The sequence below is a fragment of the Paenibacillus sp. FSL k6-2145 genome (assembly GCF_037976585.1).
Classification (GTDB): domain Bacteria; phylum Bacillota; class Bacilli; order Paenibacillales; family Paenibacillaceae; genus Paenibacillus.
Genome location: NZ_CP150267.1, coordinates 3,901,910 through 3,923,719 on the forward strand (window position 1 = coordinate 3,901,910; position 21,810 = coordinate 3,923,719).

At 43.1% G+C, this 21,810-nt stretch carries 33 protein-coding genes and 1 pseudogene; 31 read left to right on the plus strand and 3 right to left on the minus strand.

Annotated elements, in window-relative coordinates:
• Positions 1-30 precede the first annotated feature (30 nt).
• Genes NZ043_RS17310 through NZ043_RS17320 form a run of 3 tightly spaced genes read right to left on the minus strand, consistent with a single transcriptional unit; the run spans position 31 to position 2,902 of the window.
• Entirely contained in the window at positions 31-1,485 is a 1,455-nt protein-coding gene (locus NZ043_RS17310; protein ID WP_339308964.1) for a PTS transporter subunit EIIC, read from the minus strand.
• 29 nt (positions 1,486-1,514) lie between these two features.
• Positions 1,515-2,021 (minus strand): PTS glucose transporter subunit IIA, encoded by a 507-nt coding sequence (locus NZ043_RS17315; protein WP_339308965.1) that lies wholly within the window; start codon positions 2,019-2,021, stop codon positions 1,515-1,517.
• The gene (locus NZ043_RS17320) at positions 2,018-2,902 is read right to left on the minus strand and encodes a PRD domain-containing protein (RefSeq protein ID WP_249911368.1); all 885 of its coding nucleotides are present in this window, start codon (positions 2,900-2,902) and stop codon (positions 2,018-2,020) included. The genes NZ043_RS17315 and NZ043_RS17320 overlap by 4 nt, the downstream gene beginning before the upstream one ends.
• Before the next feature lie 297 nt (positions 2,903-3,199).
• Between NZ043_RS17320 and NZ043_RS17325 the strand changes: the two genes are divergently transcribed.
• From NZ043_RS17325 to NZ043_RS17475, 31 genes and pseudogenes are all read left to right on the plus strand, one after another.
• Positions 3,200-3,910 (plus strand): AAA family ATPase, encoded by a 711-nt coding sequence (locus NZ043_RS17325; protein WP_091033171.1) that lies wholly within the window; start codon positions 3,200-3,202, stop codon positions 3,908-3,910.
• Positions 3,911-3,960: 50 nt separating this feature from the next.
• The gene (locus tag NZ043_RS17330) at positions 3,961-4,455 is read left to right on the plus strand and encodes an isochorismatase family protein (protein WP_091033168.1); all 495 of its coding nucleotides are present in this window, start codon (positions 3,961-3,963) and stop codon (positions 4,453-4,455) included.
• A gap of 444 nt (positions 4,456-4,899) precedes the next feature.
• A complete protein-coding gene (locus NZ043_RS17335; protein ID WP_240767955.1) occupies positions 4,900-5,421 on the plus strand; it encodes a GNAT family N-acetyltransferase in 522 nt (173 codons plus the stop codon).
• A gap of 54 nt (positions 5,422-5,475) precedes the next feature.
• Positions 5,476-5,856, plus strand: a complete 381-nt coding sequence (locus tag NZ043_RS17340; RefSeq protein ID WP_133384027.1) for a hypothetical protein — start codon at positions 5,476-5,478, stop codon at positions 5,854-5,856.
• 152 nt (positions 5,857-6,008) lie between these two features.
• Positions 6,009-6,491, plus strand: coding sequence for a hypothetical protein (locus tag NZ043_RS17345; protein ID WP_133384028.1), 483 nt, complete (start codon positions 6,009-6,011; stop codon positions 6,489-6,491).
• Positions 6,492-6,562: 71 nt separating this feature from the next.
• Positions 6,563-7,027: an NUDIX domain-containing protein gene (locus NZ043_RS17350; RefSeq protein ID WP_133384029.1), complete on the plus strand. Its 465-nt coding sequence runs from the start codon at positions 6,563-6,565 to the stop codon at positions 7,025-7,027.
• A gap of 42 nt (positions 7,028-7,069) precedes the next feature.
• Complete coding sequence (locus NZ043_RS17355; RefSeq protein WP_091033157.1) at positions 7,070-7,447, plus strand: hypothetical protein; 378 nt, start codon at positions 7,070-7,072, stop codon at positions 7,445-7,447.
• 50 nt (positions 7,448-7,497) lie between these two features.
• Positions 7,498-8,133, plus strand: a complete 636-nt coding sequence (locus NZ043_RS17360; RefSeq protein ID WP_133384030.1) for a hypothetical protein — start codon at positions 7,498-7,500, stop codon at positions 8,131-8,133.
• Positions 8,134-8,598: 465 nt separating this feature from the next.
• Positions 8,599-9,051 carry a hypothetical protein gene (locus tag NZ043_RS17365; protein ID WP_133384032.1) on the plus strand — a complete coding sequence of 151 codons (453 nt, stop codon included), beginning with the start codon at positions 8,599-8,601 and terminating at the stop codon, positions 9,049-9,051.
• Positions 9,052-9,084: 33 nt separating this feature from the next.
• Positions 9,085-9,588 (plus strand): annotated as a pseudogene (locus NZ043_RS17370) (DUF4188 domain-containing protein).
• Between the two features lie 25 nt (positions 9,589-9,613).
• Positions 9,614-10,114, plus strand: coding sequence for a hypothetical protein (locus NZ043_RS17375; protein ID WP_133384034.1), 501 nt, complete (start codon positions 9,614-9,616; stop codon positions 10,112-10,114).
• A 207-nt stretch (positions 10,115-10,321) separates the two neighbouring features.
• Positions 10,322-10,768, plus strand: coding sequence for a LytTR family DNA-binding domain-containing protein (locus tag NZ043_RS17380; protein ID WP_133384035.1), 447 nt, complete (start codon positions 10,322-10,324; stop codon positions 10,766-10,768).
• Complete coding sequence (locus NZ043_RS17385) at positions 10,765-11,175, plus strand: hypothetical protein (RefSeq protein ID WP_133384036.1); 411 nt, start codon at positions 10,765-10,767, stop codon at positions 11,173-11,175. The genes NZ043_RS17380 and NZ043_RS17385 overlap by 4 nt, the downstream gene beginning before the upstream one ends.
• 15 nt (positions 11,176-11,190) lie before the next feature.
• Entirely contained in the window at positions 11,191-11,589 is a 399-nt protein-coding gene (locus tag NZ043_RS17390; RefSeq protein ID WP_133384037.1) for a hypothetical protein, read from the plus strand.
• A gap of 29 nt (positions 11,590-11,618) precedes the next feature.
• Positions 11,619-12,011: a hypothetical protein gene (locus NZ043_RS17395; protein ID WP_133384038.1), complete on the plus strand. Its 393-nt coding sequence runs from the start codon at positions 11,619-11,621 to the stop codon at positions 12,009-12,011.
• A gap of 5 nt (positions 12,012-12,016) precedes the next feature.
• Positions 12,017-12,361: a hypothetical protein gene (locus NZ043_RS17400; RefSeq protein ID WP_339308966.1), complete on the plus strand. Its 345-nt coding sequence runs from the start codon at positions 12,017-12,019 to the stop codon at positions 12,359-12,361.
• A 269-nt stretch (positions 12,362-12,630) separates the two neighbouring features.
• Complete coding sequence (locus NZ043_RS17405) at positions 12,631-13,143, plus strand: hypothetical protein (protein ID WP_339308967.1); 513 nt, start codon at positions 12,631-12,633, stop codon at positions 13,141-13,143.
• A 59-nt stretch (positions 13,144-13,202) separates the two neighbouring features.
• On the plus strand, positions 13,203-14,045 hold the full coding sequence (locus NZ043_RS17410; protein WP_339308968.1) for an adenylyl-sulfate kinase: 843 nt from the start codon (positions 13,203-13,205) through the stop codon (positions 14,043-14,045).
• A 38-nt stretch (positions 14,046-14,083) separates the two neighbouring features.
• Entirely contained in the window at positions 14,084-14,269 is a 186-nt protein-coding gene (locus tag NZ043_RS17415; RefSeq protein ID WP_133384042.1) for a hypothetical protein, read from the plus strand.
• Positions 14,266-14,757, plus strand: a complete 492-nt coding sequence (locus NZ043_RS17420; protein ID WP_133384043.1) for an NUDIX hydrolase — start codon at positions 14,266-14,268, stop codon at positions 14,755-14,757. The genes NZ043_RS17415 and NZ043_RS17420 overlap by 4 nt, the downstream gene beginning before the upstream one ends.
• A gap of 14 nt (positions 14,758-14,771) precedes the next feature.
• Positions 14,772-15,341: a phosphoglycerate mutase family protein gene (locus NZ043_RS17425; RefSeq protein WP_133384044.1), complete on the plus strand. Its 570-nt coding sequence runs from the start codon at positions 14,772-14,774 to the stop codon at positions 15,339-15,341.
• Positions 15,342-15,433: 92 nt separating this feature from the next.
• On the plus strand, positions 15,434-15,949 hold the full coding sequence (locus NZ043_RS17430; RefSeq protein WP_289391713.1) for a nucleoside deaminase: 516 nt from the start codon (positions 15,434-15,436) through the stop codon (positions 15,947-15,949).
• A 26-nt stretch (positions 15,950-15,975) separates the two neighbouring features.
• Positions 15,976-16,518, plus strand: a complete 543-nt coding sequence (locus NZ043_RS17435) for a GNAT family N-acetyltransferase (protein WP_339308969.1) — start codon at positions 15,976-15,978, stop codon at positions 16,516-16,518.
• 20 nt (positions 16,519-16,538) lie between these two features.
• Complete coding sequence (locus NZ043_RS17440) at positions 16,539-17,204, plus strand: Type 1 glutamine amidotransferase-like domain-containing protein (RefSeq protein ID WP_339308970.1); 666 nt, start codon at positions 16,539-16,541, stop codon at positions 17,202-17,204.
• Entirely contained in the window at positions 17,197-18,090 is an 894-nt protein-coding gene (locus NZ043_RS17445; protein WP_339308971.1) for a PhzF family phenazine biosynthesis protein, read from the plus strand. Before NZ043_RS17440 ends, NZ043_RS17445 begins: the two co-directional genes overlap by 8 nt.
• Before the next feature lie 26 nt (positions 18,091-18,116).
• Positions 18,117-18,881 (plus strand): aminoglycoside adenylyltransferase domain-containing protein, encoded by a 765-nt coding sequence (locus NZ043_RS17450; RefSeq protein WP_249911352.1) that lies wholly within the window; start codon positions 18,117-18,119, stop codon positions 18,879-18,881.
• A 154-nt stretch (positions 18,882-19,035) separates the two neighbouring features.
• Positions 19,036-19,626: an HD domain-containing protein gene (locus tag NZ043_RS17455; protein ID WP_339308972.1), complete on the plus strand. Its 591-nt coding sequence runs from the start codon at positions 19,036-19,038 to the stop codon at positions 19,624-19,626.
• Between the two features lie 46 nt (positions 19,627-19,672).
• A complete protein-coding gene (locus tag NZ043_RS17460; protein ID WP_133384052.1) occupies positions 19,673-20,125 on the plus strand; it encodes an NUDIX hydrolase in 453 nt (150 codons plus the stop codon).
• Positions 20,126-20,144: 19 nt separating this feature from the next.
• On the plus strand, positions 20,145-20,474 hold the full coding sequence (locus tag NZ043_RS17465) for an HIT domain-containing protein (protein ID WP_339308973.1): 330 nt from the start codon (positions 20,145-20,147) through the stop codon (positions 20,472-20,474).
• 178 nt (positions 20,475-20,652) lie between these two features.
• Complete coding sequence (locus tag NZ043_RS17470; protein WP_165790066.1) at positions 20,653-20,796, plus strand: hypothetical protein; 144 nt, start codon at positions 20,653-20,655, stop codon at positions 20,794-20,796.
• 108 nt (positions 20,797-20,904) lie between these two features.
• Complete coding sequence (locus NZ043_RS17475; protein ID WP_339308974.1) at positions 20,905-21,684, plus strand: hypothetical protein; 780 nt, start codon at positions 20,905-20,907, stop codon at positions 21,682-21,684.
• The last annotated feature ends 126 nt before the right edge of the window (positions 21,685-21,810 follow it).

Genomic DNA, 21,810 nt, shown 5'->3' on the forward strand with positions numbered 1-21,810 from the left:
TCGCCTTTTAAACTCACAGGAGGACGAGTATTACATCAGCTTCTTAATCTCATCCTTCAGGATTTCGGACTGAGTGCCGAAGATGACCTGCACAGCTCCACCACCGAGCCTCATGACGCCGGAAGCGCCAAGCTGTTTGAGCGCCTGATCGTTGACGGCTTTGTCGTCCCTGACAACTAACCGGAGGCGAGTGATGCAGGCGTCAATGCTCTCGATATTATCTGTTCCCCCGATCTCGGCGAGCACTTTGCCAGCCTTGCTGTCGGCAGACGCTGCCACGGCGGAAGTATCAGAGGGGGGATCGGCATCATAAGCGTCATCCTCGCGCCCCGGCGTTTTCAGGTTGAACTTGACAATCATGAACCGGAACAGGAAATAATAGACGACTGCAAATGCGAGTCCGACCGGGATCATGAGCAGCGGATTGGTCGACAGCTTCATGTTCACGAGGTAATCGATCAGACCTGCAGAGAAGGCGAAGCCCAGCTTAACATTCAGCAGGTACATGATCAGGGCCGCTGCACCGGTAAGAATAGCGTGCACCACATACAGCAGAGGAGCCGCGAACATGAAGGAGAACTCGAGCGGCTCGGTAATACCCGTTAAGAAAGAAGCCACCGCTGCGCCGATAAAGATCGAAGCGACCATTTTGCGCTTTTCAGGCCGGGCTGTATGAATCAAGGCTAGCGCCGCCGCCGGAAGAGCGAACATCATAATCGGGAAGAAGCCAGACATGAACATGCCTGCCGTAGGGTCTCCGTTGAAGAAGCGGGTCAGGTCGCCGTGCACGACTTCCCCGGCTGCATTGGTATAATCTCCGATCTGGAACCAGGCGATGGAGTTGAGGACATGATGCAGACCAAGCGGGATGAGTAGGCGGTTGGCGATCATAAACACCATGGAGCCAACGCCTCCAAAGCCTACAATCCAGGCGCCGAAAGCGCCGATGGCATCCTGAATCGGGCTCCAGACCATGCCGAACAGGATGGCCAACACCAGCATGGAGCCGGCGGTGACCATCGGCACAAAGCGTTTGCCGGAGAAGAAGCCGAGCCAGTCAGGAAGCTTGATATTATGGTATTTTTTATACATATAGGCTGCAAGCAGTCCGGCAAATATCCCGCCCAATACGCCCATATCCAGCTTGACATCGTCAGGAATATAGCCGAATACACCTGGAACAGCTCCCAGAATCCGCGTCAGCACCATATAAGCGATCAGGGCAGAAAGCGCGGCGACCGCATCCCCCGCCAGTCCGATTGCCACCCCAATGGCGAAGATGAGCGCAAGGTTGCCGAAGATCGCCCCCGCTCCCTCATTCAGGAATGGAACTACATACTGATTAAGAAATCCCCCAATCACGGGACCGAGTGGAATGTCCTTTTCGTAATTAAGAAGACCGAGGCCTTGAAGAATACCTGCCGCAGGCAGGGTTGCTACAGGAAGCATCAGGGATTTTCCCAGCTTTTGCAGTGATTTCAGCATATTGTTCTTCCTTTCCTTTTTGATTTAGGTTATTTGGACAAGCTGACTTTCATGATAGTTCCCATGCCTGCTTCTACGCTGCCATACTCCGGGTGCGACTCCCATGGCTGTTCAGCCGCATTCGCAACGATGACAGGGGTGATGACCGGATAACCGGCCGAAGAGATCGCGTTCAGGTCAAATTCAATCAGAGTCTGACCGATAGTGACCTGATCCCCGGTCTGCACTTGGGGTGTGAAGCCCTGTCCTTTTAGGCTGACAGTGTTCATACCGATATGCAGCAGCAGCTGCAGCCCGGAAGCATGCTCAATCATTACGGCATGGTGCGATTTGATCAGGTGCACCACAGTGCCGTCGATAGGGGCGACCAGCCTGCCTTCCTGGGGAATCATTGCGACTCCCGGTCCCATAAGTCCTTGCGCGAACGCTTCGTCAGGCACTTCTTCCAAACTGACGCAGGTTCCGGTGAGCGGGGAGGCGACGGATATTGTTTCAGATGTTTTGGCAGATTTGTTGTTTTTCCATTTCCAGATCATTGTGTGTTGTCCTTTCTGTTGTTGGTTTTGGCATGGGTTTGAAAAAGCCGGTATAAATGCATTGCGAGAAAAGCCGTTTCTTCCTCGGGCACTTCTGTACCCAAATCCTCGGCCATTACAGCGCTCAGTTTTCTGGCCAGCTGATATTCGGACGTATATTCATTTTTCACATATTGTGCGAAGGTGGGGGCCGTCATCGGCTGCTGATACAGGCGTTCCATGGAGAAGCGCAGGTGTATCATGAGTCTTGCCTGGCTAAGGCTGCCCTGATCAAAGCGAACGCCACCCTCCTCTTCAATAATCGACAGAAGCTTGCTGATCACATTGGATACCTTAACCAACTGTCCGACAGGGACGTGATTTACGGAGGAGTACACATGGTATGTCAGGAACCCGGCCTCATCCTCCGGCACCTCTACGCCAAAGGCCTCTCCGATCATGGCCGCCGCTTCCGAGGCGATTTCGAATTCTTTCGGAAAACTGAGCTTTGTCTCCGTAAGAAAAGGATTAAGAATCTCCATCCCGTTGCGGATACGATATAAGGTGAACTGAATATGACTAGGAAGAGCAAGGTAGATCTTGTCATTCAGCTTGCCGGGAAACTGATCAGCGATGAGACGGATAATTTGGTCAGAGATGTCGATGACATTGGGATCCAAGTCTTTCATCAGCTCCTGAGCCTGCCCCCATTCCTCCCGGTCTTCCAGCCGGAACCTTTTCTCAATCCGCGGATCATCGGACTGAACGGTGCTTTCCACCTTGAACGCAAATCCCAAACCTTTGCCAATCAGTACGTACTCCTTGGTATTCTGCTGCGACCGGGCCAGAACAATATTGCTGCCGACGACCCGCTCCACCTGCAGAACCATTCCTTTACTCACGGTTCACCGCCTCCTCGTTTCTAAAGTTAACGCTTTCATTCCTCCGGAACGCAAAAAGAGCCAAGAAGCGAGTATAGTCTCATGTTCGCTTCTTGGCTCATGCCCTCTGGGGTGGTAACACGCCAATTCATTTTATGTTTTCATCAGAACGTTCTTCCTACATAATATAAAAGCTGATCTGCCCCCGTCAACCATAATTTTGTCATCCGACTGTTCGTCGTTTAATATAGGGAATGTGTAAACGAAAAGGTACCTGCCGTAGTTGGAGCTAAATCTAACATGAATAGGAGTATGCCTATGTATCTTCGAAGTGTGGAACTCCTGTCGGCCAAGATCGAGAATCGGGACCAATATCCTTTTGACATCCCCGCGATCCGGTCCTTGGAACGATTGGAGCTCACGAATAACGTTACTTTTTTTGTAGGTGAAAATGGTTCAGGGAAATCTACGCTGCTGGAAGGCATCGCACATCAATGTGGCTTCAATACCGCAGGGGGTGGCAGGAATAATACCTATGAGACACATGCTTCGGAATCCTCGCTCGGGAGTTATCTCAGGCTGGCCTGGTTGCCCAAAATAACGAATGGTTTCTTCATGCGCTCTGAATCGTTCTATCAATTCGCATCACATGTCGATGAGATGCCGGCATCGCTTCAATATTATGGCGGGCGTTCATTACATGAACAATCACATGGGGAGTCTTTTCTCAGTCTGTTCGTCAATCGCTTCAGTTCCAAAGGCATCTATCTGCTCGATGAGCCCGAAGCCGCTTTATCTCCAGCAAGGCAGCTCTCTTTATTGCGTATCCTTCATGATCTTTCGGGCACTTCACAATTCATTATTGCGACGCACTCACCTATTCTGCTCGGGTATCCGGGGGCGGAGATTTTAAGTTTTGACGATAACCATATTCAAGAGGTAACCTATGAGGATACCGATCACTACCAGATTACCCGCAGCTTTCTGGAGAACCGTGACCGGATGCTGAATGAATTATTCAAAGACTAACTTGAGATGTGATACCAAGATTAATACTACATTTTATGAGGAGAGATTGGATGAAAGTAGGATTCATAATCATTGATATGCAAGAGAGTATTGTGCGGAAAAAGATGGACCAGAGATCGATAGACCATGCTTGCGAGTACATTAACCATGTAGCTAACGTGCTGCGCTCGAATGATCATGTGGTCGTTCACGTGCAGGATGTGGAGGGCATGGAGGAGACACCACCGGAAGAATATCGTATTATTCCCGAGGTAGATGTGAATGAGAAGGATATCACAGTTACCAAAGAAGCTTCCAATGCTTTCTGGCAAACTAATCTGGAGCAGGTTTTGAAGAGTCATGGAATTGAATTGGTGATTATCTCCGGGTTTGCCGCAGAGGAATGTGTTCTATTTACATACAACGGTGCGATGGAGCGAGGTTTCAGGCCGGTGATGTTGCAAAATGGAATTCTTAGCACACATCCCGAAGCGGTGACTTCAACGTATAGAGATCGAAATGTGATCTCATATCCTGTGGTTGATTATCTATATAAGTTCAACTAAAGAGGTTTACACTGAGCACTCCAATGACAGAACAACCTTCCGATCGCTGTTATCCCCAGATTTTTTTGATTCCCTTTTTAAAGGGGAAATCCGGTGATAAAGGCGAACGCTCCGCTTCTTCAGGTTATTTCTGTCCTCTCCGTTTTTGTGTAAAAAGTTTAGTTGAACCTATATAATTCAATAATTATTAGCTAGGTGCTAATGGATACTTGGTGAAAAATAAAGATAAGACCAATAATCGGACTCTGTAGGGAGTCTTTTTTTTGCACAAATGTACACTTCCACTACGACAGTTAAGGTTACTCTATGGTTTAAACCAAACTTTTCCTATATCTGCTGTGGTTGAAAGGATATATTGAGAACAGGGCACAGCAAACTCGTTGTGGACATCGGAAAGGTTATGTATGGATCACTAACCAACTCATTAACTAAGGGAGATGTGTAATGAAGATGAATGTAAAAATTACGAGTATTTTGGCAGAACAAAAGGAATTGTTTCTCAACCTGTTCAACTTGTACTTATATGATCTGTCTGAATTTTCTGGGGAAGATTTACTTGAAGAGGGGAAATATGATCCAACGAACACCTATCTATATCTGGAACGCGATGAATTACATCCGTTTTTGATTCAGTATGAAGGAAAGGTTATTGGATTCGTACTGGTGTGCTCACCTCCATATGTGCCGGAAGACGTGGATTATACCGTCCAAGAGCTGTTCATGGTGAAAAAGTATCGTGGACAGGGGCTGGCAGCACAAGCGGTTGACTTGGTTTTTGCTCAATTTGAGGGTACATTCAAAGTAGAACAGCTTGCTAATAATGCAGCCGCAGTTTCATTCTGGAAAAAATATTATGAGCAACATCAGATTGAATATACCGAGTCTGAATATAGCATTGAGATTGACAACATCGCTGGTAGCCACCGGATTTTGTCCCAGACTTTTGTGCGTGAAAGAGAGAAATAATATTTGAATTAGAAGGTGATTGCTCTGTTCATTATCGCAGCAACCAAGGGGGATTTGAAGTGGATTTCGGGTGTATTTCAGGCAGAAGATGTAGCTAGACAGTACATGGATCTTATACCAGATGAGCTTAAGGGATACCAGAAATTCTTTCAGATAGAGAACCTCACATATCCTTTTTATATTATAGAGCGTCAGGAATCTCCGTTTAGGTTTCTCGGTAAATATGAAGTGATTTCACTTTTCGATCATACGGATGTATCAGAAGACGAAGATGAGGTGCACTTCAATATCTACATGGTGGATTCAGATTATAGACCAAAGAAACCTGGAACAGATTATATGGGAATACTGAGGCATGATCATGTGACCAATGAGTTTATAGAGATGTATCGAGAAGAAGAAACAGAATTTCTGAGTAGACGAAGGATTTTATGAATGTAAGGAAGTTTTTTCACGGTCCTATTTTGCTTCTCCTAATTTGGGAGTTAGATAGGATCTTTTTCAATTTCCATTTACCAATACATGGGTTATGATGAATTAAGAGGAGTCTATGGGAGTGACGTGTAAGGGGGGGGAAGTACTTAGGTATGCCGAATCATCATTTTGTTATCGAAAACAAATCGCAAGTAGACGGGAATATTCATACCTACTACTCATGGGATTCACAAGGGAGAATACATGGAAGTGGATTAACCACGGAGAATCATGCGACCTTGGAAGACGAATTCGTTGCGTACATCTATGATACCCTTTGCTGGTTGGATACATGGAATCCATCTACCTCTATGCGATGTAGTGGACTGAACAACTATGGAATAACCGTTATTGAAGAACAGGATGTTTTGTTGAAGTTTCATCAAATCATTCGGGCCTGGGTCAATCTATTCAGCCATGCGGCGGATCCGATTGTTCTAACAGGGAGTTACTGTTTTGATGGAGAAGAACGGAAGGGCTGTCACGAAAAACTCGTGTACAACAAAGTTGAATTAATCAACGAATTAAACAAGCTTGCAAACATGGCAAAGTATGCTGAGGTAAATGGGAAATGTATTGTGCATTTTGGGATATGAATCAATAGAAAAGTTTCCTGATAAAAATCTTAAGCTGCTGAGAAGCAACCCATTAGAGAGGAGCAAGAGTAATGACTAGTCGTATTGTAGTTACGGGTGGAGCTATTATTCGAGATTATATGGGGAGGGTTCTGCTGCAAAAGAGATCAGATTATGGAGATTGGGGGTTACCCGGTGGAGGTATGGAGCCAGGTGAACGAATCGAAGAAACCATGATTAGAGAAGTGAAAGAGGAAACAGGGCTTGAGGTGAGTTCTTATGAATTGGCCTCCATATACACGGGCGAGAGGATGCACTATACGTATCCGGATGGAAATGAAGTAGTATTTGTAATGTTTTTATTTGACGTTATTGCGGAGTTGGAAGGAAAACTCTGTGATGATCAGGTAACTCTTTTATTTGAAGATGAACAAAAGGAGTCATTACAGCTTGTTTTTAAAAGTCTGGATGAGATTGATATTTCGACAATTAACAATGTGCAGAAGCCTATATTTGTAGACTTGAAGCAAGGAGAGTCTAAATTGCTACGCGAGTGACAGCGTTAATAGAATAGCTCAAAATGAATAGAGGTTAGATTGATGAAAAACATGGAATTAATTCAACCTTTTATTCCAGCATTTTCTGTTCAAAATTTGGAGTGGGTTGCTGGGTTGAATCTGTATATAAAACAAGACAAATATTATGAAAATATTTTGATAGCAGATATTACATTTTTAATGAAATTCTCAAATGTTACATATGAATTACTTTTTAGATTTACTAATATTGAAAGTTTTCGTTATGATCCTGATGGTGTTTTAGTTAAGATAATTGGGTTTAATATTAAAGATTTAAAAGATCACGGATATCATCCGATGAAATATTTTGTTGAGGACTATGAGGATGGAATATTAGGATTTTATTGTGAGGATATTGAATTGATACATGTACAAGAGAGTGAGCACTTAGCTTTGTAAATCATAGAACATCATAGTGGAGCCTTTTAATAAAGAAAGGAGTTTTTACATTGCCTTGGCCTATGGTTCATTTTGCAATTGCATCCGAATTGATATCAGATCCATCCCCTGAATTATTATTGGGAAGCCTCGCTCCAGATTCCATTCACGTAAGAACTAATCTTCGTACCGAAAAGGCGAAAACCCACCTCATGCCAGAGGCAGGAAGGTTCGCAACAGACGAAGAACTTAAAGAATTTTTTGAGTCCAACAAGAAGATAGCTTATAGTGATCCCAAATTCCTGCAATATCTGTGCGGTTACATCGCTCATATCTATACGGACCGGGTGTGGACATTCGATATATATCCTGCATATGAAGTTCACCCCAATGGAAGAAACGTGTATACACAGGATGTCACAAAGCTGGAGTTTGTGATTTTACGGAATTGGAACAAGGCCAACGATTGGTTAAATGAGCTGAACGTGGGGAGAGCATTTAATTTAGGCGGATTGCTGGAGTCTGAGGTGTATCAGTATAGAGGAGAGAAACTGGCGTTTTTAGCTGCCCCTGACAACGAGCCTTTGGGGGATTTTAATATTTTATCCATTGAAGCTATGGAAGAGTTCATACATACAACCGGATTGGCTCTAAAACAATTGTATACAAAATGGAATGTGTATGAAGATTTACGCAGCACTGTGTAAGCAAGGGAGGGATTTACCTGAAGATATACAGGAAACAAGTCCGCAAAATTGTAGTGAATGATACACTTTTCCTGTACGTTGTGGATGAGCAAGCATACGATATCGTCATTCGGGTTTATTCGAATGCGCTTAAATCCACATATGTAGAGTTCGATGTTGCTTGGGAAGATACATGGGATATATTTGTCTATGAACCCAGACTGATATCCAACCTTATTCAATATGCTATAAAACAAGGGTGGGACTACCAACAGAAGAATAACAAAATGAAATTTAACAACGCGAACAGCATTGTAAGAGTTTTAATGGCAGAGAAACAAACAGGACCATAAGGGACTTGGACACAAATTAAAAGGACGTATACTACTCCCAAATTCACCTAATTCTAAATTAGAAAGTATATGTAATTAAAGGCATGGTCTCCAGTTATTCTTGCATCATAGAATCACATAAAGGAGGAAGGACATGGACATCGTTATGACGCTTGAACCACACGGATGGATGGATATTACGATTCAACCCAATCAGGGAGAACAAATTGAGATCCCAGTTTCTTTTTTGTCGGATGCGGTTGATGAGATTGCACGTCAATTCGTTGCATTGCACAAGGGAGCAACAGAGGTAACTATGACCATGCAGACCGAACCAGGAGAATATCGCTTCTGGATCAAGAAACGTTCGCAGGTAATCGTTCAATTCATGGTGTATGAGATGAGTGATAACTTTAGCCCAGAAGACGTTACAAAGGGTCGGTTACTCATGTCTGAAGAGCTAACGCTGGTCAAGTTGACCAAGCTGTTTTACAGAGAACTAAGCAAATTGAAGGAAATGGGACCAGAGGAATATCACAAACGGTGGAGTTTTGAGTTTCCCCTGAATGCCTATGAGCGGATAGGAAGGGTTGTCCAGACCCGATGAAATCGATTGTTTTTGACGAGAAGGAGGGGTGACGTGCCGAATATATATAAGGGAAGATACTCAGCACAGATTGAGGGAGAATTTGTTGTTTTTATTATCGGAATGAGGATCAATCGTCTGTGGGCTATACATAAATGGCTGCCTGTCTTAAAGTCCATGGGCCCGATGATTAAAGAACTGTATATGAATCCGGAGACCGGATTTCTTAGTACAGAGTATTTTATAAGCTGGCGTGGGGTGACGCTACTGCAATACTAGCGCTCTTACGATGAGTTGGAGAAATACGCACGGGGCGGATTACACTTGGAAGCTTGGAAAAGATTCAACCGATCCATTGGTACTGACGGAACAGTAGGAATTTATCATGAAACATACAAGGCTCAGTCGGGTTCCTTTGAGACCATATACGCCAACATGCCCAAATTCGGATTAGCTAAAGCGTCTGAACATGTGCCTTCGACAGGGAAGATGGAGACATCCAGACGCAGAATGGGCGGAGAGAATGACCCGGCAGTGAAAGCACCAGAGAATCCTTAAAGTGGTGAATAGAGAGGAGCATGTTATGAAGGCTAAACTTCGACCAGAAGATGTACATTCAAAGCAGCTTAGCTGGTTGTGTATTAAACCGATGCTTGTTTCTGTACGGGGCAGAGATATGGCAGCCAAAACAGAGATATACCGACAGTTACACGAAGGGCAACAAGCTTTATTTCTGTTCTATTCCTATCACAATCACACGAAGAGTCTGGCAGAGTTTTATTGGTTTTCTGCATATAACATCATTGAGATTAAGAGTTGGCATGGGATTAAAAAAGGGATGCACTTTTTTTGTATAGATGAGATGGTAACTGTACTGGACCAGATAGAAAGTCTCATTACGGACAAAAATAAAGTGGGTGAAGAGTGGCGTGAGGTGCTAGCAACGGATATGGAGAAGGACCCAATCTTGCTACAGAGAACAGAGGTGTTGTATGCAACCTATCAGACCGTGGCGCAAGCAGCTATTGCACACATGAATAAGATAATCCTGCAAAATCAGGAGATGTATCTGGAGGTCGAGTAGGTTAAGGCAGCACCTTGATAAAAAAGAATAGCTCATGCCTTGAATACTCTGGATGAGTACATAGAAGAACTGCTCCCATGGAGTGGTTCTTTTTCGTATCTATGGAGTGCCGATGCAACAAACCTGCAAAATCATGCAACAAAACGCAATACAGTGGGATAGTCGTAACTATGCTTGTAATATGAGTTGTGAGAGGGGGGCAAACACATGAAAGTCATTTTTGAAGAGGACACGACAGTTGAAAAAAGGTTAGCCAAGGTCATAACACATCCGGCGGAGAAGTCGAAGTGGGACCGTATTCAGAAGGCAATCTGTGAATCGGAAACTCAATTAACGGTCATCCATGCCAAGAATAATCGCAATATACAGATCCAATTGAGTTCGGTGATTGCCTTTGAATCAGAGGATCGGATGTGTTGTGTACGTGTGATTACAGGCGAGAGATACTTGCTTAACAAACGCTTGAAATTTGTGGAAGAAGACCTGGATGACATTCATTTTGTGAAAATCAATAATCAAACGATCATCAACACACGGTATATCACCGCATTCTCTGCAACAGACCATGCTCGGATTAAGGTAGATCTGAGTGATAGCTCCAGTTACTTTGTCAGTCGATTTTATATTAAAAACTTTAGGGGGAAATTATCATGATGATGCAGCTTAGGATGTCCTTTTTTCAAGTATTCACCGTTACTTCACTCTGGGTGACCTTGCTATTGACCCTATTCTATAATGATCAACCAATCGAAATGGGCTATTTGTGGAATATTGCCGGCATATCAGCTATTGCAGCTGTGTTGTTTGGCGTGATGTACAATGCGCTATGGAACCATTTTACGTTAAAACCGGTATGGAATATCGCCATTTCTTCCACATTCAATATTGCAGGAGGTATGGCGATCGTATGGTTATTCTCCACGGAAATGTTCCATATGATTGCTCCCTGGTTCCCCGGCATGTGGTTGTTATCCATTGTGCTGCACATCATCGCTTTTTATTTTTATGCTAGAATGGATAGCAGGAAAAAAGCGGAAGAGTTAAACAACATTCTCAAGTAGGTAGGGAGTACACGTATGAACGAGGAAGAACTGTTGGAGCTGTACGGATTGGATCCTGATGAGGTAAACTGGGAGGCCATTCGACAGTTGCTTCACCAAGAGATAGAGAATCAAAACTTAGAGGATAACGAAGTTCTGAAACTATTGTGCATCATGTTATTCTGTATTGGAAATGTAGAGGACACCCAGCTAATATGGCGGGCCAAACGAAAGAATCAGGATACGGGCAGTTATATTGATGTGCAGTTATTATGTGGTGCGGGATATGAGCGGACCTTATTTTATCTAGAAAATATGGACGGGGGGCAGGCACATGAGGAGTTGCTTTACCTTAAACAGTGCGAGCCGTATGATTTTGTTGATTTTTCCAAAGTGGAATGGGTCTCAGACTATGAACAATATTACGGTGTTTGATATATGTGCACACTGGAAGGAGAGTTACTATGCCAAGTTTGCATGACAACATCATATTAAGCTACGAAGTTGATTTAGAGAACGAAAGGATAAGGATGTGTACTCGTTCGAGTCATGATGTGCCGAAAAATATGGATGTCTTATTCTCTGGTGTTATGGCCCATGCGTTTGATACACCGCTGCATGGCAGCATTATTTTGGATCTGGATGAGTGGGATATAGAGCATTTTATCCCTTATAATCGAGAGTTGTTAGAATCGGGGATGGGTCAGGGTTGGCCTGTCAGTTATGATTCCTATGACGAATTACAAATCCGGCTGATCGAGGAGAAATACAAGTATATGGTGATCTCATCCTCGTATGGATTGAGTGGTTGGGTTTTGGCGAAGAACGTAGAGATTTCTGTTCAAGAAACGGGGTGAACGGGTTGAGGCGTGAGTACACACAGCATGGTAGCAAGAGGGGAGCAGGACTAAGAACGGGCATTGTTGTGCTTGTTGTTCTGTTCGTTATTCTAGTAATGGCCAATCCAAACGAAGAAGAATTTGTTGCATGGCTCGCAAGTGAACATGATATCCATTCTTCGTATGATATGAATGAAGGCAGGACGTTTACGCAGACGATCAACGGTGAGGAAAAGACGCTTCATTATACAGGTGGACATATACAGCATATGGGGATTTCAACATATAGTTACCTTTTTTCGGATAATGAAGAAAAAGAGATCCAGATTAAAGCGGTCGGCATAATGAATATGCTATTTAATAGATAGGTAGAATGATTGTGGACAGTTAAAAAATTTGGGAGGAATTTCTGCTGATATCCGCGCTCTTTGCATGATGTAACTCGTGCAGAAGCGTGTTTTTTGCGTGAAAAGTGCTAGAAATAGAGATGGTTTACTTCGTTTATTCGCAAATTCCACATTATGGGTTATGATGTACCTTGAGAGAAAATTTTACAACATAGGAAGTCTTCGTTCTAAATAAAAGGCATTTAAGGTCTTTACCAGGGGAGTGTTATCCATGATTAAATGGAGGGCTGATGATGAAAAAGTTAACTGTAGTTTCATTATTATTTCTACTTCTAATGGCCTGTCAGAACCAGGAAAACACTGAAGATGCACAACAATCAATAGATTCCTCGGCTCAAAGTGTCACAGAAAAAGAGGCACAACAGGATGAAGAAATATCGACATCCCAACAGAAGGAAGACATCCCACCAGAGTATCTAGATGAAACAAACTATACAGGGGACAAATTGGAAATCGTCAAACTTATGAATGCCCGTATGCGTTATTTATACGAAGAGGATGAAAAGCGATATATGAATCTTTTTGATCCGAAATCTCCTATATCAGGTATGGGAAGATACAAAGTTCTCAAGGTTACTTCGATGAGCGATATAACTATACAGGAGCAAAGGAAGCTCTATCAGGCAGCGGTGACGGTTAATGAGTTAAAAGAGAACAACGAAGAGTATAACAATACGATGGTGTTTTGGAAAAAGAAAGAAGATGGCGATTCTGCGCAATGGGTTATTGCAGATATTGATTGATAACATAGTGGCTGATAGATGGAAGATCCATATCATCACACAACATAAAGGATGATGTAATGATGACAAGGCAATTAATACTGATTGAAGGGTTACCGGGTTCAGGCAAGTCAACGATTGCCGAGATGGTTTCCGAAATTTTGATAGAACAAGGCAAGAAGGTACAACTATTTCAGGAAGGAAACCTGGATCACCCTGCTGATTACGAGGGCGTATCTTTTTATTATGCAGGAGACTTCGAGACTTTATTGAAAACGCATGAAAAATACAGAGAGGTTCTGGAAAGTAATGCGATTGCCCATGATCAAGGTTTCTTGATTCCTTATCGTAAGATGAAAGAACAATGGGGAATAGAGCTTCCCGATCACATTGTACAGGATATTTTCAGCCGAGATATTTACGAAATTCCTTTTGAGCAAAATGTTAAGCTGATCACCGAGAAGTGGCAAGATTTCGCCCGAAATGTGTTAAGCACGAATGATGACTGCATCACGATATTTGAATGTTGTTTTATCCAGAATCCACTAACCATGGGTCTTGTAAAATGCAATCAATCCAAAGAGCAGAACGTGCAGTATGTATTGGAACTGGGGCGTATCATTCATGCTCTGAATCCGCTTCTCATCTATATCGACCAGAAAGATATATCCTATACCTTTGATAAGGCAGTTAGTGAAAGACCAAAAGAATGGTCAGAGGGATTCATTAATTATTATACGAACCAGGGTTTGGGGCAGGCACAGGGTTATCAGGGTGTTGAGGGTACGGTACAGGTTTTGCAGGAAAGAAAGAAGCTGGAGACCGAAATCTATGGGTTACTTCAAATGGATAAGGTATGGCTGGATAATTCGGATTATGACCGCGAGGCTTGTAGGCACAAGCTAGAAAAGATTCTGCAGTAACCTTAATGAAATACGAATACATACCGGAGGTCAGTTTTATGACATTTTATGAAGTAGCCTTAATTGCAACAACCGCAATCTTAATTATTATAGGTGTTCGAAGCAAACGGAAACCATTGGTTAGATGGGGCATGGTCAGTTTGGTTCTATTGCTCGTACTTATTATTCCTTCGTTCATTAACGGGTTCATGGACGGATTTGCTGATGGATGGTCAGCGAGATGACCACTGCAGATAACAATAATATATCGTTTGAACAAAATCACAACAAATTCAACTTCCGTGTGGCAGGTATTGTGATGGATGCGGGAAGAGTTCTTTTGCATACGACTGAACAGGATGATTTCTGGAATCTGCCCGGAGGGCGGGTAGAATTGAACGAGACAACAGAAGCGGCTATTGTGCGAGAAATGATGGAGGAACTGGGGGTTCATGTAGAAGTGCAAAGGCTCGCATATGTTAGTGAAGATTTCTTTGAATATGATGGCCTGAAGTATCATGAAGTTGGCTTTTATTATGTCATCACATTGCCTGAAACCCATAAACTTTATAGTGAAATTGAATTCAACGGTCTAGAGGATAACGGTAAGTTAATCTTCCGATGGTTTTCCTTGGACGAACTGGAGCAGATGGAAGTTTATCCTGTGTTTTTGAAAAAGGAACTGACTGATCTCCTCGATGCAAAAGGCATCAAACACTTCATTCAGAAATAGAGGGATAGGTGCCTATGGACATTACATTTATTCGTCATGGTCATGGCGAACACTTGATGGATTATCCAAACCAATTAAATTGTCTGCATCCTGGCCTCACTGAATTGGGAAAAAGTCAAGTCATAGCGTTGCGTAAACAAGTGGTTTTTGCGCCTGAAGACGTCATTTTGGTTAGTCCAACGAAACGTACGATCGAAACAGCACTCCTTCTAACCCCTAACAAAAATCTTGTGTTCTTCAGCCCGCTGGTTGGCCCAAGAATATTTCCTCAGAATCCAGAGTTTGTTCCTTTCGTCTGCGATCAGATCTATTCCAAGGAAGAGATCAGTCATCAGTATACTGACATAAGATTGGTTGAGCTGGGGTTGGATTGTTGGGGAGAAAGTATTAATCAGATAGATGCATGTCGATTCAAGATATTAGCTGAACAGCTTCTTGAGTGGTGCAGGCAACAGAGCGGCAATACGTTTATCATTTCCCATGATGGTACGATATCGAACTACAGGATGGTACTCGGAGAAGAAGGGTTAACCAAAAGTGATTTTCTTGGTGAAGCAGGGCAGTACACGATCAAGAACTTTTAACTTTTAAAGGAGATCCCGACAATCTCTTTTACTACACATTAGACAAGGATCTGCTTTATAAGCGACTATAACTGCACTTAGGGGGATTTTCAATGAAGTTATCGGATTATGAGTATCTAACTTTGGCTCTGGAAGAAGCAGAACAATCATTTACTGAAGGAACGTATCCGATTGGTGCGATAATCGTGGATGTGGATGGGATTGTCGTGAGTAAAGGCCGGAACCGAGTCTTCTCGGATTGCGACCCCACCGCACATGCTGAGGTGGATGCCATTCGTCGGGCAGGAAAACATTTGCTGGATGTAGAGAAGAAGAAATTCTCGAAGAAGAAAGACTTGACGCTTTATACTACCTGTGAGCCTTGTCCCATGTGTTCGTGCACCATATTAATGTCGGGGATTAAGAAGATTGTATGGGCAGCAGATGATGAAGAATATGGCGGGCTTCGACGTTTCAAGGAAGGGCCTCATTTTATCCAAATGTTTGACACATTATCCTGTGTTGCAGCACCATACCTTGATCTGGAAAATAAACAGAGAGTATTGCTCGCCAAATGGAATATTGGTAGAGGTTTGCTTAATACAGAGTGGGAGATTCCCAAACAATGATCCTAATCCAAAGGGGATGAATCCACATGGAATTCGTGGGAGAGAAGGTCAGAATAACAACAGTCACAGAGCAGGACCTCGACTTCATAGGTCAACTTGAATGTGATACAAACATATGGAGCTTTGAGGAAACTGTTGAAACGGATGAGGAAAAGGCCCGTGAGAAATATCGCAGCCATTTTGCTGTCACAGATGAGAAACCGTATGCCTATGATTTCGTTATACGCCGCTTGAATGATCCGGAGGATACACCTCTTGGTATCGTTCAGATATGGAGTTATGTGGATTACCGAAAAAGTTGGGAACTTGGATACGGTGTGCTTTCAGAATGCGCAGGCAACGGATATGGGAGCGAGGCTACCCGTCTTTTGTTACAATTTGCATTTCAAGAGTTACAAGCTCATAAGGTCGTCGGCATGTGCAATTCACAAAATGTTCGCTCAGCAGCACTGATGCAGCATGTGGGAATGACACGCGAGGCCGTTTTCCAGGAAGAACTATGGTGGAACAATCAGTGGACAGACCAGTATTTTTTCTCGATTTTGGATAGAGAGTTTAAGCCAGTCTAATAGGTACGGGAGGAAATCAGATGACTACGTTAGTTCTGCTAAGTGATTTGGTAATCGAATCTAACGATAAATTGGATCAGAGAATACGAAGCTTATTTAACAGTGAACAGCCTTCCATCGGATATATTCCTTCGTGTTCCGATCCGGAGCGGAAATATTTTGAACACACCAGACGTTATTATAATCAAGTAGGAATCGATAACATTCAATATTATGATCTTGATCTGGAGTATGAGGAGAGCACATTTGGCTCTATTTTCGAATGTGATGCGATTCATCTATCCGGAGGAAATACGTTTTATTTTCTAAGTTTATTACAGAAGAGAAATGTGCTTGGTTTGCTGCGTTCCTATGTGAAGAGTGGTGGCATTCTGATTGGGGTCAGCGCAGGCAGTATTCTGACTACACCTACGATAGAGATAGCTGGGTATGGGGAAGATGCAGATGAAAACAATGTAGATCTGAAAGATATGAAAGCACTGGGACTCGTTGATTTTGAATTTGCACCGCACTGGGATGGTTCGGAGAACACTCTGAATTCATTAAGAGAGTATACACGCGTTAACTGTACGGCGGTTTATGCGTGCCAAGATGGTGGCGGGCTTGTAATTGATGGTGCAGGCGTAGAGTTATATGGAAATGTGCGTCTCATAGATTACAGAGAGAGTGGGTCTGTTGATGAGTAATATTACGGTCTATCATTATGATGCTTTCTCTACAGTTCCTGGTCAAGGTAACCCGGCAGGAGTGGTTTTTGATGCTGATCATTTGAGTGAGATCGCGATGCAGCAGATCGCTTATCAAGTTGGTTTTAATGAGACAGTATTTGTGTTGAACTCTGAAGTAGCTGACGTCCGATTACGTTATTTTACACCTGGCCATGAGATTAATCTGTGTGGTCATGCCACAATGGCATCACTGTATGGTTTGAAGACACGCGGTATGTTAAGTGACAAAGAGTTGATCACGATTGAAACCAATGTAGGGATATTACCGATACGATTTGAGCGCAATGCCGACACCATTTACATGGAAATGAAACAGGATCAGCCGCAGTTTATACCGTTCCAGGGGGATATGGAGAAGCTGGTAAGCGCCATAAACCTAACTCTGGATGATGTCGACCTTTCTACGCCAGTCGTTTATGGGAGTACGGGAACCTGGACGTTATTAATCCCGATTCGTGAATTAAACTCTTTTATGAAAATGAAACCGGATTCTTCCCTGTTCCCAGGAATTCTAATTGAGAACCCCAAAGCTTCCCTGCATCCCTTTTGTTTCGAAACTCGTGATTCCGATGCGATGATGCATGCCAGACATTTCTCTTCACCTTACTCAGGTACTACGGAAGATCCAGTGACTGGAACAGCCTCCGGGGTGATGGGTGCTTATTATTTAACTTATGTGAAACCGGAGATCGATGAGGTACAGTTTGTGATAGAACAAGGGCATGAGATTGGTAGAGATGGAAAGGTTCAAGTGAGTGTGATTCGGGATGGTGAGGATATGGATGTCAGAATGAAGGGGACGGCTGTTTTTGTGCGTGAACTAAACGTTGAATTGGACACCTGAACATATACATAAAGGAGTTGCTCTTGTTGAATGAAAAAACTGTTTTAGATAGCGTTACTCATGTTTTGAAAGAAGAATTAACGGATGCCTTGGTGGGGATATATCTACACGGTTCTATGGCCATGGGATGCTTTCATCCAAATCAGAGTGATATCGATATTTTGGTCGTTAGCCGGGAAAAGCGATCTGCCGACACCTATCGAAGGATTGCACAAAAGCTAATGCATATTGAAGATGAGATGCACATTACGAAAGGTTTTGAACTCAGTGTTGTACTGGAAACTGCGATTGTTGCCATGGCATACCCTACTCCTTTCGAATTTCATTACTCTGCTTATCACCGGGAGAAATATCGAACGGATGAGCAATATCTCTGTGGCGGATATGAAGATCCGGATCTGGTAGCACATATGGCGGTCATCTATGATCGAGGTATTGTGCTGGAAGGTAAACCTATTAAGGATCTGTTCCAACCGGAAAATCGTGAACATATGATTGCCTCAATCACATCGGACGCGAGTTCAGCAATTGAAGAAATTGTGGAAAACCCGGTCTACTATGTATTGAGTCTGTCTCGGGTTCTTTTGTATGTGAAAGATTCAGTCATTCACTCCAAGCGAGAAGCAGGAGAATGGGCACTTACAAACCTTCCCTCTAAATACAAGGAGGTCATCTCACAATGCCTTGCAAAGTACAATGGTGATCTGGAGAATGTGAATTTGAGTGATGAAGCCTTACTTCTGGAGTATGCGGAATATATGTTGAATCAGATCCACGTGAAGGGAAATTAACATGTTGCAAATTTTTGATATTGTGTACTGATCTGACTGACTATATGAAAAAAATAACTGGGCCTATATCGGCAAAGGATATCTGCTTGATGATGAAGAGACGAGAATCTATGAAAATAAAAGATTTGATTTCTGACATGAAGGAGGATGTGCTGTGAGCGAATCATTACAGGATCAGATTCAATTTCTCATTGAGATTGATAAACTGAAGACAATTGAACGAAAGACGAGAATAATGCATGGGGAGAGACTTGAAAATGATGCGGAGCATTCCTGGCATCTGGCGATGATGGCTTTGGTTTTACAGAGTCATGCCAACAAGGATGTGGATATTCTTAAAGTCATTAAGATGCTTCTCGTTCATGATCTGGTTGAGATCGATGCGGGAGATACTTTTGCCTACGATACGGTGGGGAATACGGATAAATATGATCGTGAACTTCAAGCGGCTCATCGGCTATTTGGTATGTTGCCTAAGGAACAGGCTGAAGAACTACTCCAGTTATGGTTAGAGTTTGAAGCAAAGCAGACGCCTGAAGCACAATTTGCCTCATCTCTTGATCGGTTGCAGCCTCTTATCCACAATCATCAGAATGAGGGAGATACGTGGCAGAAATATTACATTACAAGTGAACAGGTGTTAAACAGAAACCGTGAGATTGTAAACGGTTCCGAAACATTGTGGGAGTATGCGCAGCAGCTTATTCAGAAATCCGTGGATCAGGGAATCTTGACCAAATCATAAGGATGCGTTTTCACGTATGCACTTTGAAGATGGGGGAGAAGCATGGATGGGATATATCATGGAGCTAAGAAAACTGGTGGGTTCGCGTCCTCTAATTATGGCGGGCTCATGTGTACTCGTGTTCAATGAGGAAGGTCACCTGCTGCTACAAAAACGTACAGATAGCTTGGATTGGGGGACACTTGGGGGATCCATGGAACCCGGGGAGTCTTTGGAGGAAACAGCTGCGCGGGAATTGTATGAAGAGGCCGGACTGAGAGCGGAATCGTTCAAACTCATTAGCATTTTTTCAGGTGAGGACATGTACTATCAGTATCCACACGGTGATGAAGTATACAACGTCATGGCTGTTTATGAAGCTGCAGGCATCAAGGGCAGCCCAACCATTATGGATGATGAAGGTCTGGAACTCCGATATTTTAATCTGAATCAGCCGATCCCTGAGATCAATCCGTTTACGGAATATGTGTTGAAGAAGGCAGGATATATCAGAACTTAATAGTAAGAGGGGGGATATTATGACACAGGACTTCTATTGTGATGAGGTGCTGAGTGGTAGAACGCAAGTCAAAGTTGTCATGGAAACAAATAACGTTATGGCTTATCATCACACTCGGCCATACTACAAGCATCACATTGTTGTAATTCCCAAGATTCATATTCAGTCCTTCATTTCAGAAGAGGAAGAGAATAATGATGAGCTGCTCTTAGAAATGATGCAGGTCATTAAAAAAGTAGCTGCTGACTTGTTAGCTCAGACAGGCTCATCGAAGATTGTAACTAACTTGGGCAGTTATCAAGACTCGAAGCATCAGCATTGGCATATAGTCAGTGGTGAACGAACTTAGAAAACTGTATACCGGATTAACAAACTTCCACCGTTCACTTACGGATGTGGAAGTTTTTTTCGTTTTGAATCAATAAGTACACCGAATGACTTTTACATCCACCATAAAAGTTAACTGAGGAAAAATATGCTAGAATAGGGAGTGGTAGTTTAATAGATTCATAGGAGGAATAACAATTATGATTACTATATTTCTAATGTTGATTAATGTGTTGTTATACGGACTGGGTGTGTATGCACTGATCCTGTTTATTAAGCTTGCCCGGCGTGGGATTCAGGCACTGGATATCTACCTGTATGAGAAACGCGGAGAGCGGTTCTAACGTTCACCATTTCACACTCGAACAGAATTATCATTTTTCTCTCAGTGTTTTATCTTTCCTAATCTAGTATGATTAACGCATCAATCCAGTAAAGAGAGGGTTAATGACATGGATGCTTTTTTAGAGCAAATTAACGAGTTAAACGAGCTTCAGAAGGACTTGGTTAGCCTACATCCTTTGTTTGCAGAACATTATCCAGTGGTTGTAGCCTATGAAGCTTTATTATATATCTATGATTATTCGTCCAAAACGCAGCAATATGAGTGGGTGAAGACGGTTCCGGACGATTTATATATTCCAGATGAATGCCTTGCTGCTATGCCGGTGCATCATATGAACGGACGAATGTGTGCGATCGTAACGGATACAGCGTTCAAAGATCTGGAACAGAAAGTTTATCTGTTCCACGAATATGTTCATTGTTATGTATATGAGAAATATGATGAACGGATCGTCAACCGTCTCAAGATTAAACATAAAATGGACCAACTGAAGCGTGTGACATGGGAACTGGATTATGAGTTTCCGTATGAAGATGAAATCGTTATGGAGCGGATTAACTCATTGTTGTCTGCTTTGAAGAGTAAAGACCTGACACTAGTACACACAGCTAGAAAGGCGTTGTTTAGCTCATTAAATGAAGAACAAGCCGAGTACTGGAGCTGGTTGGAGTGGAACGAGGGTTACGCGCGTTATATTGAGAATCTGATTCGGGCAAAATTCGGGCAGGAGAGCAATCATTTTGGAGATACAGCTCCGTTTAATCGTCTAGTATTCTATGAGTGTGGGTCGGAATATATTAGTCTGCTTGTGAAGGAGCACCCGGAGTACCATACGGATCTGGAGCAGCTGTTTGACCGCATGCAAGTGGAGAGAATTCAGGGTTAATCACGCATCTACGGTGAAAAAAAGGTGGAACATCGAAGTCTCACTATTCCAGTGATCTGTACGTTGCACTAGTAGGTTATATCGTTTCTTTTCCTAAGTATAGTAGAATACTTCCCGGATAAAAGG

Bases quoted from the DNA above. Each gene is read 5' to 3' on its own strand.
- NZ043_RS17310 (WP_339308964.1), bottom strand. From the start codon at position 1,485: ATGCTGAAATCACTGCAAAAGCTGGGAAAATCCCTGATGCTTCCTGTA.
- NZ043_RS17315 (WP_339308965.1), bottom strand. From the start codon at position 2,021: ATGATCTGGAAATGGAAAAACAACAAATCTGCCAAAACATCTGAAACA.
- NZ043_RS17325 (WP_091033171.1), top strand. From the start codon at position 3,200: ATGTATCTTCGAAGTGTGGAACTCCTGTCGGCCAAGATCGAGAATCGG.
- NZ043_RS17330 (WP_091033168.1), top strand. From the start codon at position 3,961: ATGAAAGTAGGATTCATAATCATTGATATGCAAGAGAGTATTGTGCGG.
- NZ043_RS17335 (WP_240767955.1), top strand. From the start codon at position 4,900: ATGAAGATGAATGTAAAAATTACGAGTATTTTGGCAGAACAAAAGGAA.
- NZ043_RS17345 (WP_133384028.1), top strand. From the start codon at position 6,009: ATGCCGAATCATCATTTTGTTATCGAAAACAAATCGCAAGTAGACGGG.
- NZ043_RS17350 (WP_133384029.1), top strand. From the start codon at position 6,563: ATGACTAGTCGTATTGTAGTTACGGGTGGAGCTATTATTCGAGATTAT.
- NZ043_RS17355 (WP_091033157.1), top strand. From the start codon at position 7,070: ATGAAAAACATGGAATTAATTCAACCTTTTATTCCAGCATTTTCTGTT.
- NZ043_RS17365 (WP_133384032.1), top strand. From the start codon at position 8,599: ATGGACATCGTTATGACGCTTGAACCACACGGATGGATGGATATTACG.
- NZ043_RS17375 (WP_133384034.1), top strand. From the start codon at position 9,614: ATGAAGGCTAAACTTCGACCAGAAGATGTACATTCAAAGCAGCTTAGC.
- NZ043_RS17380 (WP_133384035.1), top strand. From the start codon at position 10,322: ATGAAAGTCATTTTTGAAGAGGACACGACAGTTGAAAAAAGGTTAGCC.
- NZ043_RS17385 (WP_133384036.1), top strand. From the start codon at position 10,765: ATGATGATGCAGCTTAGGATGTCCTTTTTTCAAGTATTCACCGTTACT.
- NZ043_RS17390 (WP_133384037.1), top strand. From the start codon at position 11,191: ATGAACGAGGAAGAACTGTTGGAGCTGTACGGATTGGATCCTGATGAG.
- NZ043_RS17395 (WP_133384038.1), top strand. From the start codon at position 11,619: ATGCCAAGTTTGCATGACAACATCATATTAAGCTACGAAGTTGATTTA.
- NZ043_RS17405 (WP_339308967.1), top strand. From the start codon at position 12,631: ATGATGAAAAAGTTAACTGTAGTTTCATTATTATTTCTACTTCTAATG.
- NZ043_RS17410 (WP_339308968.1), top strand. From the start codon at position 13,203: ATGATGACAAGGCAATTAATACTGATTGAAGGGTTACCGGGTTCAGGC.
- NZ043_RS17415 (WP_133384042.1), top strand. From the start codon at position 14,084: ATGACATTTTATGAAGTAGCCTTAATTGCAACAACCGCAATCTTAATT.
- NZ043_RS17420 (WP_133384043.1), top strand. From the start codon at position 14,266: ATGACCACTGCAGATAACAATAATATATCGTTTGAACAAAATCACAAC.
- NZ043_RS17425 (WP_133384044.1), top strand. From the start codon at position 14,772: ATGGACATTACATTTATTCGTCATGGTCATGGCGAACACTTGATGGAT.
- NZ043_RS17430 (WP_289391713.1), top strand. From the start codon at position 15,434: ATGAAGTTATCGGATTATGAGTATCTAACTTTGGCTCTGGAAGAAGCA.
- NZ043_RS17435 (WP_339308969.1), top strand. From the start codon at position 15,976: ATGGAATTCGTGGGAGAGAAGGTCAGAATAACAACAGTCACAGAGCAG.
- NZ043_RS17440 (WP_339308970.1), top strand. From the start codon at position 16,539: ATGACTACGTTAGTTCTGCTAAGTGATTTGGTAATCGAATCTAACGAT.
- NZ043_RS17445 (WP_339308971.1), top strand. From the start codon at position 17,197: ATGAGTAATATTACGGTCTATCATTATGATGCTTTCTCTACAGTTCCT.
- NZ043_RS17460 (WP_133384052.1), top strand. From the start codon at position 19,673: ATGGGATATATCATGGAGCTAAGAAAACTGGTGGGTTCGCGTCCTCTA.
- NZ043_RS17465 (WP_339308973.1), top strand. From the start codon at position 20,145: ATGACACAGGACTTCTATTGTGATGAGGTGCTGAGTGGTAGAACGCAA.
- NZ043_RS17470 (WP_165790066.1), top strand. From the start codon at position 20,653: ATGATTACTATATTTCTAATGTTGATTAATGTGTTGTTATACGGACTG.
- NZ043_RS17475 (WP_339308974.1), top strand. From the start codon at position 20,905: ATGGATGCTTTTTTAGAGCAAATTAACGAGTTAAACGAGCTTCAGAAG.